This is a genomic window from Mesorhizobium sp. YIM 152430, assembly GCF_029210365.1.
In the GTDB taxonomy this organism is placed as follows: Bacteria; Pseudomonadota; Alphaproteobacteria; order Rhizobiales; family Rhizobiaceae; genus Aliihoeflea.
Window position 1 is genome coordinate 445,760 of sequence record NZ_JARGES010000043.1, and the last position, 14,486, is coordinate 460,245.

At 61.6% G+C, this 14,486-nt stretch carries 16 protein-coding genes and 1 tRNA gene; 10 read left to right on the forward strand and 7 right to left on the reverse strand.

What is annotated here, in order from left to right; genetic code table 11:
• Positions 1-16 precede the first annotated feature (16 nt).
• The 5 genes from PZ895_RS14420 to PZ895_RS14440 all read right to left on the reverse strand — a co-directional run bounded on the left by PZ895_RS14420 (position 17) and on the right by PZ895_RS14440 (position 5,797).
• Positions 17-2,473: a S8 family serine peptidase gene (locus PZ895_RS14420; RefSeq protein WP_275839667.1), complete on the reverse strand. Its 2,457-nt coding sequence runs from the start codon at positions 2,471-2,473 to the stop codon at positions 17-19.
• 106 nt (positions 2,474-2,579) lie between these two features.
• Positions 2,580-3,602 carry an ATP-binding protein gene (locus PZ895_RS14425; RefSeq protein WP_275839668.1) on the reverse strand — a complete coding sequence of 341 codons (1,023 nt, stop codon included), beginning with the start codon at positions 3,600-3,602 and terminating at the stop codon, positions 2,580-2,582.
• A gap of 438 nt (positions 3,603-4,040) precedes the next feature.
• Positions 4,041-5,252: a site-specific integrase gene (locus PZ895_RS14430; protein ID WP_275839669.1), complete on the reverse strand. Its 1,212-nt coding sequence runs from the start codon at positions 5,250-5,252 to the stop codon at positions 4,041-4,043.
• A 57-nt stretch (positions 5,253-5,309) separates the two neighbouring features.
• Positions 5,310-5,552, reverse strand: coding sequence for a hypothetical protein (locus PZ895_RS14435; RefSeq protein WP_275839670.1), 243 nt, complete (start codon positions 5,550-5,552; stop codon positions 5,310-5,312).
• Between the two features lie 11 nt (positions 5,553-5,563).
• Positions 5,564-5,797, reverse strand: a complete 234-nt coding sequence (locus tag PZ895_RS14440; RefSeq protein WP_275839671.1) for a hypothetical protein — start codon at positions 5,795-5,797, stop codon at positions 5,564-5,566.
• Positions 5,798-6,107: 310 nt separating this feature from the next.
• Here PZ895_RS14440 and PZ895_RS14445 point away from each other — a divergent pair, with 310 nt between their 5' ends.
• The 3 genes from PZ895_RS14445 (at position 6,108) to PZ895_RS14455 (ending at position 8,350) form a co-directional block, all read left to right on the forward strand.
• Positions 6,108-6,302, forward strand: coding sequence for a hypothetical protein (locus tag PZ895_RS14445; RefSeq protein WP_275839672.1), 195 nt, complete (start codon positions 6,108-6,110; stop codon positions 6,300-6,302).
• A 183-nt stretch (positions 6,303-6,485) separates the two neighbouring features.
• Positions 6,486-6,710, forward strand: a complete 225-nt coding sequence (locus PZ895_RS14450) for a hypothetical protein (protein WP_275839673.1) — start codon at positions 6,486-6,488, stop codon at positions 6,708-6,710.
• Positions 6,707-8,350 carry a recombinase family protein gene (locus PZ895_RS14455; RefSeq protein WP_275839674.1) on the forward strand — a complete coding sequence of 548 codons (1,644 nt, stop codon included), beginning with the start codon at positions 6,707-6,709 and terminating at the stop codon, positions 8,348-8,350. Before PZ895_RS14450 ends, PZ895_RS14455 begins: the two co-directional genes overlap by 4 nt.
• Here PZ895_RS14455 and PZ895_RS14460 read toward each other — a convergent pair.
• Together PZ895_RS14460 and PZ895_RS14465 are read right to left on the reverse strand one after the other, a co-directional pair.
• Positions 8,321-8,397, reverse strand: a tRNA-Arg gene (locus tag PZ895_RS14460). The genes PZ895_RS14455 and PZ895_RS14460 overlap by 30 nt on opposite strands.
• Entirely contained in the window at positions 8,388-8,552 is a 165-nt protein-coding gene (locus PZ895_RS14465; RefSeq protein ID WP_275839675.1) for a hypothetical protein, read from the reverse strand. The genes PZ895_RS14460 and PZ895_RS14465 overlap by 10 nt, the downstream gene beginning before the upstream one ends.
• A gap of 78 nt (positions 8,553-8,630) precedes the next feature.
• Here PZ895_RS14465 and PZ895_RS14470 point away from each other — a divergent pair, with 78 nt between their 5' ends.
• The 7 genes from PZ895_RS14470 to rpiB all read left to right on the forward strand — a co-directional run bounded on the left by PZ895_RS14470 (position 8,631) and on the right by rpiB (position 14,451).
• Entirely contained in the window at positions 8,631-9,170 is a 540-nt protein-coding gene (locus PZ895_RS14470) for a cell wall hydrolase (RefSeq protein WP_275839676.1), read from the forward strand.
• A 78-nt stretch (positions 9,171-9,248) separates the two neighbouring features.
• A complete protein-coding gene (locus tag PZ895_RS14475; RefSeq protein ID WP_275839677.1) occupies positions 9,249-10,340 on the forward strand; it encodes an FAD-dependent oxidoreductase in 1,092 nt (363 codons plus the stop codon).
• Positions 10,341-10,429: 89 nt separating this feature from the next.
• Positions 10,430-11,182, forward strand: coding sequence for a FadR/GntR family transcriptional regulator (locus PZ895_RS14480; protein ID WP_275839678.1), 753 nt, complete (start codon positions 10,430-10,432; stop codon positions 11,180-11,182).
• A 12-nt stretch (positions 11,183-11,194) separates the two neighbouring features.
• Positions 11,195-12,187 (forward strand): TRAP transporter substrate-binding protein, encoded by a 993-nt coding sequence (locus PZ895_RS14485; RefSeq protein ID WP_275839679.1) that lies wholly within the window; start codon positions 11,195-11,197, stop codon positions 12,185-12,187.
• Positions 12,188-12,250: 63 nt separating this feature from the next.
• Positions 12,251-12,715, forward strand: a complete 465-nt coding sequence (locus tag PZ895_RS14490) for a TRAP transporter small permease subunit (protein ID WP_275839680.1) — start codon at positions 12,251-12,253, stop codon at positions 12,713-12,715.
• Between the two features lies 1 nt (position 12,716).
• Positions 12,717-13,991, forward strand: a complete 1,275-nt coding sequence (locus PZ895_RS14495; protein WP_275839681.1) for a TRAP transporter large permease — start codon at positions 12,717-12,719, stop codon at positions 13,989-13,991.
• Between the two features lie 13 nt (positions 13,992-14,004).
• Entirely contained in the window at positions 14,005-14,451 is a 447-nt protein-coding gene (gene rpiB, locus PZ895_RS14500; RefSeq protein ID WP_275839682.1) for a ribose 5-phosphate isomerase B, read from the forward strand.
• Positions 14,452-14,486 lie beyond the last annotated feature (35 nt).

Here is a 14,486-nt window from a genome sequence, read left to right on the forward strand (position 1 = left end):
TAAAACCATGCCTGGATTACGCCTGCGCCCGAACGCGCAAAGTCTGCTCGATTTCCTGATGAATATCGAACTGAACCTCAGCTTCGACCTGAAGCGTCACGGCAATGGCGTACAGGATATCCTCATCCTGATTCAGCCCGCCGCCGGAGGCGTCACGACACTGCACCCGGATCGGGATATCGGCGTCCTCGCCGAATTCGGGTATGGTCTGGATTCTGTTCTTCAGGCGCTTTGACCAGACGGACCCGCGCTTGATGATGTTCGCATCCAGCCCGTCGGGGGTCATGTCGAAACCCCATCTGCCGTCATCTTCATCATCGGCTTCGTTGACCGCGACGGCTTCCAACGCAGCAAGCCGGTATTGAGCGCGCGAAGGATTGACCGGCGAAAACCACGCCAGGGTCACGCGCATGGAGCGCGGCAGCTTCTCTCCCGACAGGGATGGCGGCACGGGCATCCTGAAAACCTGCGCGCCGTCCTTGCGGATTGTTCCCAGGCCGACCATCGTCACGCCGGACTCAGGCGATTCCCGCATCAACCCGCCATCCAGATAGCCATGCCCGAAATGACGGCAGACTTCCTCCTTCGCGCGCAGATGCTGTTTGCTGCCAAGCCGGCCTTTCTCTTCGTCGTAGAGATCGAGTGCGTCCTGCGGCCATCTCGCGGCATTGACCGCGAGCGCTCGGGTCAGAAGTGCATTCTGGCGACGGGACAGTTCCAGTCCCTCATAGGGACCGTCTTCTCCCGTGAGCGCCGCGGCGGCGCGCAATAAGGAACGGGTGACGAGCGCAGCCGCAGGGCTCGTACCGCGAGATTTTTGGGTGGCGTCCTGCCCTGGCGGCGACGCTGCGACAAGACCAGTGCGACTGGACTGCATGGCTCGCAAGCTGACATCTGTCCCTTGGGGCATGGCGCGCACTTCCAGGCAGCCGCCTGCCTCGACGAGATCGGGTTTGATAGACCGGCGGGAGCCCAATCCAAGGGCGCTGGTCATCTGCGGCACAAATTCGCCGTCCTCCTCCAGTTTGAGGATGCCGGCCTGCTGCGGCGGCGTGTGGTTGGCGTAATCAAGTGACAATGCGCCCACGGTCAGGCCGTTCAACGATTCCGCCGGCGCGAGAAGCGTACGGTTGAAAATGCCATCGCGCATTGCCCCGCGAACCGTAGCGCGGCGGTCGATGATCGCGGCGTTCTCAAAGTCCATCGTGGTCGTTCCGGGAAGGGCGAGATGGCCGACATTGCCAGCCGAAATCACAAAGAGCAGCCCTTCCTTCGCCGCCCACCAGTCCATCAGCCGCGCAAGCGCGCTGATGCGCCCGGAGAAGTGACTGTCGCGGACGCCGATGGAGAAATTGACGACAAACACCTCCGGTGCCACGGGCTCGTCGGTGCCAATCAGCCGCATCAGAGTGGTGTGCACCACATCGACAAAGAGGCGGTTTCCCGCGGTTTCAGCGCCGTTCTCCAGGTCGATCAGGACAGGTACGCTGATAAGCCGCGTATCCGTGAGGGGCGTGCCGTCGGCCTGTAGATCGCCGCGCAGGATCAGCGAAGCCATCGCGGTAGCGTGGTATCGCCGGGCTACCGGCGAAAGCCTGACCAGGTCGTGCATATCTTCGATGACGACACCGCCATCGAGGGACCGATGGGCCGCGACGGGTGTCCCGTCGAGAAGCGCCGCACGGATTGGCGCGTCGGGATCGAACGCACCGTCAACGGCACGATCTTCGCCTGCGGCATCCGGACCATCCGGTATGGCCTGACCGATCGTCTGCGGCAGGATGAACTGGACACCTTCAAGCGTGGCAAGACCGTCAATATCGGCGGGATTAGCCAGCATCTCGCGCACAGCAAGGCAAGGAAGCTCTACGAGAAGCGCTTCATAGATAAAGCCGTCTTCGGCAATGGAGCTGCGATCCAGGATCGAGCCGTCCCGCGCGGCCACACGTTGCTCCAGCTCGCCGCGCCAGTTCGCACGTTTTTCGGCGTTCGCCGTCGGCCAGATTTCAAACTCGATGGAGATCGGATCTTCGCCTGCCCGGAAAGCGAGTCGATCTTCAATGACTGCGCGCGCCGTGTCGCCAAGCCGGTCCTGCGGCCCCCACGGGCGCAATTCAAGGAGCAGGTCGAAGACCCCCCACCACGGTGCGGCGCCGTGTGGCGCGTTTTCTCCCCGCTGATGCGCTCTCCACAGCGAAAGCATCTGCTGGAATGACTCTATGGTAGGAATGGTCGCGTACAACGTGCGCGCCAAGCTCGCTGCGTCTCCGGCCGGCTGGAAACCCTCCGGATAGTCCTCCAGGGTTTCCAGTTCCTCTTCGGAGAAGACTTCAAGACCGGCCTCACGCGCTACCTTGGCAAAATTGGCAACACTGCCGGCTGTGACAAAAACGAGCGCACGCTCAGGCGCTATGCCAGCGGGGTCCTGGCGAAGCGCGACCAGCGGATCGTCGCTGGCAAACGCCGCGCTCAACCTGTCGAAAGTTGCCTGAAAACGCTGGCCCTGCCGTGCCCGCCCGGGTCCCGACGGTCTCGGCGGGACACCGGAACTCCCCGTGGGACGAATAGCATTGACCGGATCAGGAAACCGGAGGATCGGTCTTTCCACCATCTATGCCCCCTGTCTCCCGTATGCCGGACCGTGAACGAAAGGCTTTAACGCGATCATCCAATATAGATCGGAGCTCACGGGCGCCCTGCGCTAAAGCTATTCTCCGCCTTACATCAAGAAAAAATGCCTCAGCCTCTGAAAAACTGACAGGATTGACCGACTCGCACAAGCGTTTGGCGGTATAACCCGGTTGACCGCCCAGCGTATCGAGTTGGTCATCAAAATATTTGATCATTTCCTTGGCCGACGGAGCATCGAGGTTCAGCCGCAGCTCAAACCGACGCCAGGTGGCGCGGTCCAGCAGTTCCGGGTGATTGGTCGCGCCAATCAGCACGCAATAAGGGGGCAGGTCATCAATCTGAAGCAGGAGCGTCGTGATGACCCGCTTGATTTCGCCGGTCTCGTGAATATCGCCCCGCTCCTTGCCGATGGCGTCAAATTCATCAAAGAACAGGACGCAAGGCTCCGTGCGGGCGAAATCGAACAGCCGGCGCAGACGCTGCGCCGTCTCGCCAAGGTAGCTTGTGACGACCGCGTCATAGCGCACAGTGAAGAGCGGTAGCGCTAACTCGTACGCTATCGCTTCGGCAAGCGAGGTTTTCCCGTTGCCGGGAGGGCCGGCCAGCAGCAACCGATGGCGAGGCTCAAGGCCGTGCACCCGCAGGACATCGGCCCGGCGCTGCTCTTCGATCAACTCGTCACAAGCCTTGCGAATACCTTCGTCGAGATACAGAGCCGACAGGGGACGCCGGGGCTCAGTGCGCTGAATGCCGCCCGATCCGTCGCGGACTCGGATGCCCGGCGCACTTGCCTGACCGTTCCGCTGACTTGGCTGCTGCGTATCAAGGACGCGCGTTATCCGCTCTGCGACGCCGGAATGCTTCTTCGACCGCTCGTCCGCAGCGATAGCCTCGGCGACAGCGCGCGCGTCGGCAACGTCACCGCGGACGCTGGCCTTGACGAGATTAATGATGAGGTCACTGCGCGCCATCTAAATCCGTGCCCTTCAAAACGGCACCAGAAGATTCGCACCGTATTCTTTAATTCTGGCACGGATCAGGGCCTCACGTCACCCGGAAAACGTAATTCCAGCCCGGCTGCGCGCGGCATGCACAGGATCAAAAGCCGCACAGGGTCCGCTGCGGCGCACAACGGCGGAGGCTGCGGCAGCGCCAACTCCAGATCACGCGAAAACCTCATGGCCTTGCCACAAACTCGCCACAAGCCGAAAAAGACAGAGCCGGACAATTGAGGATTTCTGCGGATTACAGCGGATCGCTGTTGTGGCGCGATTTGTGGCAAGAAACCAGAAACACGGCCCTTAAAATCCCACTAAGCCATTGATTTAATTATGGCGCGCCCGGCAGGACTCGAACCTGCAACCGTCTGCTTAGAAGGGCGATCAAAAAGATGATATTTCAGTCAATTACTACTCTGCTGCCACAGATTCGCCACAGCTATTTTGATCCAACCGAGCAAGTAAACCTATTTTGTCGCGGCTTCTTACTTCTGCACGCTCGATCAGGTGGCCGTATATATTCAATGTGGTCGTGACGTTGGTATGCCCCATCAACTGCTGAATCCGTTTCAGGTTTAATCGCGATTCTATCAGCATCGACGCATAGAAGTGGCGCAGGTCGTAAGGCGAGTATTTCGGGCGCTCAATTTTGCGACCGTCAACCTCCACCTCTTCGACCAACCCTGCCTCGAAACAAGCGGCCGCGAAGGCCTGCGCCCTCCAGTTGGACACCGCTTGCCAGCGACCGGTCGAAGTGGGGAACACAAGATCGTATTTGTTTGTGGGAGCGTGGTTATCTGCGTAGTGGAGCACCATGTCCGCGGTGTCGGGACTCAGATCGATCCAGCGCCAACCGGCCGGGGTCTTTGTGACGGATATTTTGTCGCCGTTGCGCTCGATCGCCCGATCAACCTTCACCTCGGTGCGGCTGACATTGAAACGTGGGAGAGCCAGGTACTCTCCCGGTCTCATTCCGGTATCAGCTGCCAGATAGATCATCGGGCGGTTCCGACGCCACGCCCGGGCGACTTGACGATTTCGATGATTGGCAAGCCGGTCGGCAGCAGCGAGCAACGCCTGAACCTCCTCGAAGCTAGGAGGACAGACCGGCTGCTCGTACCTGGAGGCGGTACTGACCGTAATTCCAGACGCGGGATTGCTGCCGATATGTCCACGCAAGGCCATCTCTTTCATGACGGTCTGGAAGTAGGTAAGCGTTTTGCGGGCCAGATAACGGGATGGACAATTCCCCAGCAGCCACGAGCGGAACTCTACAATATCAGGAGCCTGAAGCTCGCGAAGCGGCTTTTCCCAGACGTATCCCTTCATGTAGTCGGCGAAATAGCGATAGGATTTAAGGGTAAAAGTAGTCACTGGCTCGTTACCGTCCGTCCCCTCTTTCTCACAGATATCCAGCCAACGGTCGATCGCCTGAGGCACGGTCTTGACGGAGCCATCGATAACGCCGTCGGAGTAGCGCGTCGCGCCGCTTTCCACGAAAGCGCGCGCCTCCTTCAGAGTATCAAACGTAGCGTAGGAATACCCGCTTGAAGTACCGGGACGCGCATAGCGCACTTGGTATGTAACCCCTTTTGAACCTTCTCTTTTTCTTATATCTGCCATAAGATTATTCTACTTTTATATGCTACGCTTCAGTAAACATGATGTAGATTCATCAAGTCAATCCTTATTAATGAAGTTATTTTCAGCTTCTATTTGCAGCTGCCGATAGATATCCACTAGCGTGCCCTTCTCGATTTTCAACGTTCCTTCAATAGGATCGACGAAAAACGGCAGCTTGCGCCGCCCCAAAACATCCTTGTCGGCGGCGCGTTTCATCTGCCGGCTCGATAGCTCAACGCCCATCTCCGCCAGCACCTGCCGAGCCTGCTCCAGCCCGATATATTGCGGTGGCAGCTTCATCCTTTGCTCCGCTACGGCACGAAATCATCAGCGGCGGACTTGTACGGCCCGCGCTTGGTGATCTTGTCGATGGCCTTGCCAAGGGGCGTTCGCGGCACAACGACCTCGCCGAACTCATCTGTCGGCGTGAAATACAAAGACACGCCACGGGCATGATGTATCGCGTACTCGTCCTCGAATTCTGAAATCGTTTCCCACAAAGCCTGACGCATCTCTTTAAAGGTCATGCCGTCATAAAATTTCATCAACATCAAACAACCTGCGAATAGTCTCTCCAATACTTAAATTATACCGCGGAGGCTGCGCCGTTTTCAAATTTGCGAATCCAGCAAACCCGCAGAAAACCGGCCTTCACACCCGTTTTGCGATCAGACCGGTTGCATTGTGCAAACCCTGCGCGCCAACACCGACGGGCAGTCCGTCCACGCCGCCTCTGCGATCCCTCTTTGCCTTTCCTTGTCTTCTCGTCCGACCACAGCGCCTTCCCGGGCGATGATCTGTGTGCGGGGCCGAAAGGCCCTGATGGTCGGGGCCTCCGAAGACAAGGAGACGACGATGTCCCGCATCATCACCATGAACGACCTGCACGGCCGGTCGCTGGCTGAACTGCACGTCCTGCATCATGAGCTGCAACAGGCCTTGGCCGGAACGGCTCCCGGCACCGACGCGCAGCGTCAGGCGCTGGCAAGCCTTGAAGCCATCCGCCGGATGATCCGGCTGCGGCAACAGGCTCTCAGCCCGCGCTTCTGACGCATCGCCGGTCCCGCGCCAGCGGGGCCGGTTTTCTCACGAGATTCCACGCGGTTTCCACGCGGCACGCCGCCTCCGCGAAGGCGCACCTTTCTCGCAAAGGCACGAAAGGAGCGCCCCATGATTACCAACTCTCTCACGCGCCACGGCGCGGATAACACCTAAGGCAGCGGGACCGCGCCGATGCGCCGCCACCCGCATCAGAACGGCACGACTGGCCGGTCCCCGCAGCCTGCGCTGGAGGTTAAAAGCGACCTCCAGCGCAACCACCCGATCACCGAGGAAGAACTCGCCGTCATTGAAGCCTTCCTGCTCCCTGAACTGCTCGCCATTCTTGATGACTCGAAAGAGCCGCAAAGACCGGCAAAGCTGAAGCGCAAGGAAGCTCTCGCGGAACCACGCCGATGAACCAGCATGTCCTGCCCACCACAGAACCGCAGCTGCGCGTCGCGCTCTACCTGCGCGTCTCCACGACAAGGCAGGCCGAGCACGACCTATCGATCCCGGACCAGCGCCGCCAGGCGCAGTCCTACTGCGAGGGCAAAGGCTGGGAGATCGCCGCAGAATTCGTCGAACCCGGCGCGAGCGGCACCGACGACCGCCGCCCCGAACTCCAGCGTCTGCTCGACATGGCGACCGCCGGCGGCGCGCCGTTCGATGTGGTGCTGGTCCATTCCTTCAGCCGCTTCGCCCGCGACCATTTCGCGCTGGAATATCATGTGCGCCGCCTGCGCAAGCACGGCATCCGCCTCGTCAGCATCACGCAGGACCTCGGCGATGACCCGATGAGCGTGATGGTCCGGCAGGTCTTCGCACTCTTCGACGAATACCAGTCCAAGGAGAACGGCAAGCATACCGCCCGCGCGATGAAGGAGAACGCCCGGCAGGGCTTCTGGAACGGCGCGCGCCCGCCCTTCGGGTACACGACCGTTGCCGCCGAGCAGCGCGGCGCGAAGACCAAGAAGCGCCTCGCCATCGACCCGGTCGAAGCCGAGACAGTCAGGCTCATATTCAGGCTCTTCACCCACGGCGACGGCACCAGCGGCCCGATGGGCGTGAAGGCCGTCGCGTCATGGCTGAACGATAACGGCTACCGCACGCGCCTCGGCGCGCGCTGGGGCATCGGCCCGCTGCACAAGATGATCTCCAACACGGTCTATAAGGGCGAGTACCGCTTCAACCAGACCAGCTGGAAAACCAAAGAACCGCGCCCCGAAAGCGAGCACATCACAGTGCCGGTCGATCCCATCATCGACGAGCCTACATACGACCGTGTGCAGGCCAACCTGAAGGCCCGCAACCCTAAACGCACCCCGCCGCGCACTGTGACAGGCCCGATCCTGCTCACAGGCCTTGCCACCTGCGCCTCCTGCAACGGCGGCATGACGCTAAGAACCGGCAAGTCCGGCAGATACCGCTACTACGCCTGCGCCGCCTGCGCGCAAAAAGGCAAGGCCGCCTGCAAAGGCCGCGCGATCCCGATGGACAAGCTCGACACGCTGGTGACAGACCGCCTCAACGCGGACCTGCTCCAGCCGGACCGCATCCACGACCTCATCAGTAAGCTTCTTGAACGCCAGGCCGCCCGCAAGGCCGACCACGCCGACCGCGTGCGCAAGCTCACCGCCAAGCGCGACGACGCGCAGACGCGCCTCAACCGCCTGTACGAAGCCATCGAGAACGGAGTAGCAGACCCCACCGACGAGACCCTGAAAACGCGTATCCAGACGCTCAAAGCCGATAAGGAAATCGCGCAGGAATCCCTCGACCGCGCGCTCAAGGAACTACAGCCAAACGCCCGCATCACTGCCGACAGGATCGCGGCCTTCACTGACACGATGCGCAACAACATCGCGAACGGCCCGATCCCGTTCCGCCGCGCCTACCTGCGCGCCATGATCGACAATGTCGAAGTGGACGACACGGAAATCCGCATCCACGGCCGCAAAACCGTGCTCGAACAGCTTGTTATGAGAAACGGGGCAATTCCGGACGCAGTGCCCAGTTTTGTTCGTAAATGGCGCACCCGACAGGATTCGAACCTGTGACCTTCGCCTTCGGAGGGCGACACTCTATCCAGCTGAGCTACGGGTGCTTGCCAGCGCGCGCGTCGCGCCGGTAGCCGCGTTGGTCATAGCCGAACCGGCGATGGGCTTCAACAGGTGAATGGCCGGTCTTCGCGGCTGATGCGAGAACGGGATCGATCCGGTCGGCGCGTCGAATCGCCGCGAGTTGCTCGCTCTGTGTCACGTTTTCGTCACCGCGCCTTCGGATTGCAGACGCATTGGACTGACACAAGCGCGGCGTCATCAACAAGCCAGAGCGACCATGAACCGACCGTTTGCAGCGGCGATCCTCATCGCCATCGCCGCCTTCAGCGCCCCTGCGCGCGCCAACGCAGCCCCGCTGCCCGAAAAACCCGAGATAGCCGCGGATGCGCCTGCCAGTCGCAGCTACAACAAGGAGATCGAATGTCTGACGGCAGCGATCTACTTCGAAGCGCGCGGCGAACCCGTCCGGGGCCAGAACATGGTGGCCCAGGTGGTCCTGAACCGCGTCGAGAGCCGTTTCTATCCCGACAGCGTCTGCGATGTCGTCTACCAGAATGCGCATCGGAGGAATGCCTGCCAATTTTCCTTTGCCTGCGACGATCTTCCGGATGAATTTTCCGAGCCTGCCGCACACGCCATGGCGCGCAAGATCGCCGTCTTCGCCTTCAATTGCGACGAGGACTGCAAGGCATCGCGCGGCGAGATCGCCCAGTCGACCCACTACCATGCCGACTATGTCGCCCCCTTCTGGTCGAAGAAACTGCAGAAGACCGGGAAGGTCGGCAGCCACATCTTCTACTACACGGCATCTATGTAGCGGTCCTGACACGGGAAGATGACTGGCCTTTCGCGCTGCCATCGGCCACGGTCGGCGCATAGGACGGAGGCGGACATCGTGGCGGGACGAATTGTGCTGGTCGGCGGCGGCCATACCCATGTCCATCTCGTGGAAGCGTTCGGCAAGGCGCCATTGGTCGGCTGGCGCGTTCTTCTGGTCTCGCCGGAACCGAAGACGGCCTATTCGGGCATGGTTCCCGGCGTCATCGCAGGTCATTACCGGCGCGAGGCCCTTGAAATCGATCTGGAGCGATTGTGCGCGGCGTATGGAATCGACTTTCGCCTGGCGCGGGCGGTCGGGATCGATCGAACCGGCAAGCGGCTGCACCTCGAAGGCGGCGGCGAAATCTGCTATGATCTCCTCTCGCTCGACGTCGGCAGCGCATCGGCGACGAATGGCATCGCCGGCGCCGTCGAGCATGGCCTGCCGGTCAAGCCGGTCGGCGATCTCCTCGACAGGTTGGAGACGCACATATCATCCAAGGGTCGGGATGGACCGGAGCGGATCACGGTCGTCGGCGGTGGGCCGGCCGGCATCGAGATCGTACTCGCCCTGCGCCAGCGCCTCGCCAGCGCGTCGCTTGCGCTGGTCTCGGCCGGCCCTCTTCTCGAAGCGCATCCGCCGGGGGTTCGCCGCCATATCCGGCATGTCCTTGCGCGCCGCGCTGTCGATGTCGAGGAAAGCCAAGCCGTCGCTGCGATCGGGCAGACGGAAATCGAACTTGCCGATGGTCGCCGCCTCGAATCCGATCTGACCCTTCTGGCGACGGGAGCCGCAGCGCCCGCTTGGCTGGCGCAAACCGGTCTGCGGCTTGCGAATGGCTTCATTGCTGTTCAGCCGACCCTCCAAACGATGAGCGACCCGGACATTTTCGCTGCCGGCGATTGCGCGACGATCGTCGGTTCCGAGCGGCCGAAGGCGGGCGTCTTCGCGGTCCGCGCCGGGCCGCCGCTGGCCGCCAATCTGCGCGCCCACGCGCAAGGCAGGCCGCTGCGGCCCTGGTCGCCGCAGGAAACCTATCTGACGCTCATGGCGACCGGCGGGCGACATGCAGTCGCCTCGCGCGGCGCATTCTTCGTTGCCGGCCATTGGGTCTGGCGTCTGAAGGACTGGATCGACCGAAGCTGGCTGCGCCGCTATACGTGCTGATCCGATGTCGAACATCCGTGCCGCTTGACGCCGCGTCTTGTTCGCGTCACAAGTGGTATGACCACTGTAAGGCCACTGGGAGGAACAAGGTGCTTTCGGAGGGAGCTGAGGAACTGCTCGGCACGGAAAAGGTGTTCGCCTATTTTCGCGAACAACTTCTATCCGGCGCGCTCAATGCCGGCGACCGCCTCCTTGGCGAGCGCGAACTGGCGCTGCGCCTTGGTGTGTCACGTCCGGTTCTGCGCGAAACGCTACGCTCGCTCGCCATGCTCGGATTCCTCGACATCCGTCACGGCAAGGGCGCCTATGTGCGTCACGCCGACGTCTCCGTACTCACGGATTTCTTCACCTTCTGCCTTGCCCAGCAGCCCGACATTCTCGACGACGTGATGGAAGCGCGCGTTGCTATCGAGTGCCAGGCGATCCGGCTTGCCTGCCAGCGCGCCAGCGCCAGCGACATCGAGCGGATCGGCGCCCTGCTTCGAACTCTCGGCGAGACGCTGCACGATCCTGTCGCCGGCGCCGAGGCGGATTTCGCGTTCCACATGGCGTTGGTCGAGGCCGGCCGCAGCCCGGCGCTGATCATGCTCTACCAGTCGATCTCGGAGCTTCTGCGTCGAAGCCATGTCCAGCGGCGGCGCCAGACGGCGTTCGTGCCCGACATCCGTGATTCCCTGTTCGAGGCGCATCGGGAGGTGTTTCTTTCGATCGTCGAGCGCGACGGCGACGCTGCCGACCGACGTCTTCGCGATCACTTCGCCATCGGCGATGAGCTCCGCCGCAAGAGCTACATCGCCGCGTACACGCAGACTGCGGCGATCAGTCGTGACAAAATCACCTAGGGAGGAAGTCCAATGTTTCATTCGCGTATCCTGAAATTGTTAGCTGCGACCACCATTGCGGTCGGTGTTGCCGCTGCCGCCCACGCGGCCGAGTTGCGTTATGCCCATGTTGGCGCTGACGGTGACATCCAGACGATCTTCGCGACAGAGGCGGCCGCCGGCATCGCCGAGGCGACGGCCGACGCCGTGACCGTTCAGGTCTATCCGGCCAGCCAGCTCGGCGGCGTCGCCGAAATGGTAGACGGCGTTCGCATGGGGTCGATTTCGATGGGACACCACGATTTCGCGTCGCTCGCGCGCATCGTGCCCGAAGTGGCCGCCTTCAATGCGCCCTTCATCTATCGCGACGGCGCTCATGCGCTCGCTGCGACCGACCCTCAAAATTCGCCTGCCCTTCAGGCGATCAACGAGAAGCTCGTGGCCGAAGGCGGCGTGCGCATCATCGGCCGCATCTATCGCGGCGCCCGGCACATCTCGTCCAACTTCGAGGTGAAGTCTCCCGCCGACCTCGAAGGCAAGCCGTTCCGCGCCGTTCCGCTCGATCTGTGGGTATCGATGGTCAAGGGCTTCGGCGCGACACCGACGCCGGTCGAGGTGGCCGAGCTGCCGACCGCGCTGATGACGGGACTGGTCGTGGGGCAGGAAAACCCATTGACCATGATCACCGCGAACAAGCTCTATGAAGTGCAGTCGCATATCGCCCTTACCGGCCACATGCAGGCCGTTCTGGCCGTGTTCGTGAACGAGGAAGTCTGGCAGGGGCTGGAAGAAGGGCAGCGTCAGGCCATTACCGAAGTTCTCGAGCGCGAGGCGCAGGAATCGCTCGTCATGGCGACCGAATCCGAGGTTGAGCTCATCGAAGAGGTCAAGAGCCACGGGATGACTGTCGTGACGGAGGCCGAAGGCCTCGATCTCGACGCCTTCCGCGCACAGGTGCTGGAGCAGATCCGCGCCGATTTCCCGTCCTACGAGACGTATATCGAGCAGATCGCTGCCGTCGAATAAGGCAAGCACAGTGCTTTGCCGGTGGCGACTCCAATCGCCGCCGGCCCTTCGGGAGGTTCGGAAATGGTCATCGTCAAGCGCGCACTGGGCGCGTTCTGCGTGCTTGTGCTGGTGGCGTTGGTCGCCGTACCGTTCACGCAGGTCATCATGCGCGACGTCTTCGGCGCCGCGATCGTCGGCGCGGAGGAGTTCACGCGCTTCCTTTTGATCGTGCTCGTCTTTACCGCCTTCCCGCTTGTCGTGCTCGACCACGAGAACATCGTCATGGCGGAATTTCTCAATGCGATGCCCACCGGCCTGCGCAGGGCGCTGACCTTCGCCATCACGGCGGCAGCGGTCATCGCAGCTTGTTTCGTCGCCTATGTCGCCTGGCAAACCATCTTCCGCAATCTCAACAATGCGACGCCGACGCTCAAGATTCCGTTCTGGCTGTTCCTGGGCGCGACCTTCTTCGGCTTCGCGGCCGCGACGCTCAGTCACCTGATCGACCTGCGCCATCCGCCGCGCGAAGAAACCAAGGTGCTCTGACATGGGTCTTGCAGTCATCGGTGCCTTTCTCGTGCTGTTCATTGCCGGCTTTCCGGTCGTCTATGCGATCCTCATCCCCTCCATCGTCTACGTGCTGATCGAGGGCTTGCCCTACGGATTGCTCGTTCAGCGCATCACCTACGCGCTCGATTCCTTTCCGCTGGTGGCCGTTCCGATCTTCATCTTTGTCGGCAACCTGATGAATTCGGCCGGCATCACCGATCGCATCTTCCGGTTCGCCGACACTGCGGTCGGTCGTTTTCCGGGCGGCCTTGCCCAGGTCAACATCTTTTCGAGCCTTATCTTTTCGGGCATGTCGGGCGCGGCGCTTGCCGATGTCGGCGGGCTTGGCCGTATCGAGATCGCAGCGATGAAGAAAAAGGGGTTCACCGCGCCCTTTTCGGCGGCTGTTACCGGCGCCTCGGCCGTCGTCGGGCCGATCTTCCCGCCTTCGATCCCGCTGATCGTCTACGGCTCGGTGACGAGCGTCTCAATCGTCCAGCTCCTTCTGGCGGGCATCGTTCCCGCGCTCGTCTGCGTCGTGCTGCTTATGCTGACGACGGTCTTCCTGTCCTACCGATACAATCTGCCGCGCTCCGAGCGCTGGCCGACGCTGCGCGAGCTTGGGGGCGATCTGCTGCCCGCGCTCCCCGCGCTGCTGGCACCGGTGCTGATGATCGCGGGAATGCTGCTCGGCCTCTTCACGCCCACCGAAGCCGCAGCCGTAACCGTCGTCTATGTGCTGGCGATCAGCGCGATCTTCTACCGCGATCTGACATTCGAGCATTTGTGGCAGGCGCTGATTTTGACGGTGAAGAGCACCAGCGCGATCCTGATCATCGTCGCGGTTGCTGCCATGTTCGGCTGGATTCTCGCCGTCGAGCAGATTCCGCAGGATTTCGCCCGCTGGATTCTCAAGTTCTCGACCGATCCGATCGTGCTTCTGATCGTCGCCAACCTGATTTTCTTCATTGCCGGCATGTTTCTCGATTCGACGACCGCGACGCTGCTTGTTGTTCCGGTCATCGCGCCACCGATGATCCTGGCGGGCATCGATCCGGTTCACCTGGGCATCATTGCCATCTTCAACCTGATGTTCGGTCTTTTGACCCCGCCGATGGGGTTGTCGCTGTTCCTGTTGTCGAGCATCGCGAAAGTGTCGCTGCGCCAGTTGCTGCGCGCCCTCGTTCCGTTCTACGTGCCGCTTCTTGCGACACTTGCCATCATCACCTTCTGGGAAGGCCTCGTCCTGTGGCTTCCCTCCATGCTACGCTAAACTTGGAGTGCACATGCGCATCGTAATCGGCTCGGACCACGCCGGCTTCCCGTTGAAGTCGACTATCGTGGAATACGTCAAATCGCTTGGCCATGAAGTCGAGGATGTCGGCTCCTTCGATCCGAACCCGGTCGATTTTCCCGACATCGCCCGCAAGGTCACCGACAGGATCAATGCCGGCGAGGCCGCGCGCGGCCTGATGGTCTGCGGAACCGGCGTCGGCGCGTCCATCGCGGCCAACAAGGTCAAGGGCATCCGCGCCGCAGTCTGCCACGACGTTCATTCCGCGCATCAGTCGGTCGAGCATGACGACGTGAACGTGATGTGCATCGGCGCGCAGATCGTCGGTCCTTGGCTCGCCAAGGATCTGGTCGAATCCTATTTGAAGGCTGAATTCTCGACCGACGAGGATTTCCGCCGCCGCGTCGCCAAGCTCGCCGAGATGGACGCCGACCGCTGATCCGGCGATCGAGCGTCATCCATGGGTGACGCTCC

Excerpts from the sequence above, each read along its gene's own strand:
- PZ895_RS14425 (WP_275839668.1), bottom strand. The coding sequence starts at position 3,602 with ATGGCGCGCAGTGACCTCATCATTAATCTCGTCAAGGCCAGCGTCCGC.
- PZ895_RS14430 (WP_275839669.1), bottom strand. The coding sequence starts at position 5,252 with ATGGCAGATATAAGAAAAAGAGAAGGTTCAAAAGGGGTTACATACCAA.
- PZ895_RS14435 (WP_275839670.1), bottom strand. The coding sequence starts at position 5,552 with ATGAAGCTGCCACCGCAATATATCGGGCTGGAGCAGGCTCGGCAGGTG.
- PZ895_RS14440 (WP_275839671.1), bottom strand. The coding sequence starts at position 5,797 with ATGAAATTTTATGACGGCATGACCTTTAAAGAGATGCGTCAGGCTTTG.
- PZ895_RS14445 (WP_275839672.1), top strand. The coding sequence starts at position 6,108 with ATGTCCCGCATCATCACCATGAACGACCTGCACGGCCGGTCGCTGGCT.
- PZ895_RS14450 (WP_275839673.1), top strand. The coding sequence starts at position 6,486 with ATGCGCCGCCACCCGCATCAGAACGGCACGACTGGCCGGTCCCCGCAG.
- PZ895_RS14455 (WP_275839674.1), top strand. The coding sequence starts at position 6,707 with ATGAACCAGCATGTCCTGCCCACCACAGAACCGCAGCTGCGCGTCGCG.
- PZ895_RS14470 (WP_275839676.1), top strand. The coding sequence starts at position 8,631 with ATGAACCGACCGTTTGCAGCGGCGATCCTCATCGCCATCGCCGCCTTC.
- PZ895_RS14485 (WP_275839679.1), top strand. The coding sequence starts at position 11,195 with ATGTTTCATTCGCGTATCCTGAAATTGTTAGCTGCGACCACCATTGCG.
- PZ895_RS14490 (WP_275839680.1), top strand. The coding sequence starts at position 12,251 with ATGGTCATCGTCAAGCGCGCACTGGGCGCGTTCTGCGTGCTTGTGCTG.
- PZ895_RS14495 (WP_275839681.1), top strand. The coding sequence starts at position 12,717 with ATGGGTCTTGCAGTCATCGGTGCCTTTCTCGTGCTGTTCATTGCCGGC.
- rpiB (WP_275839682.1), top strand. The coding sequence starts at position 14,005 with ATGCGCATCGTAATCGGCTCGGACCACGCCGGCTTCCCGTTGAAGTCG.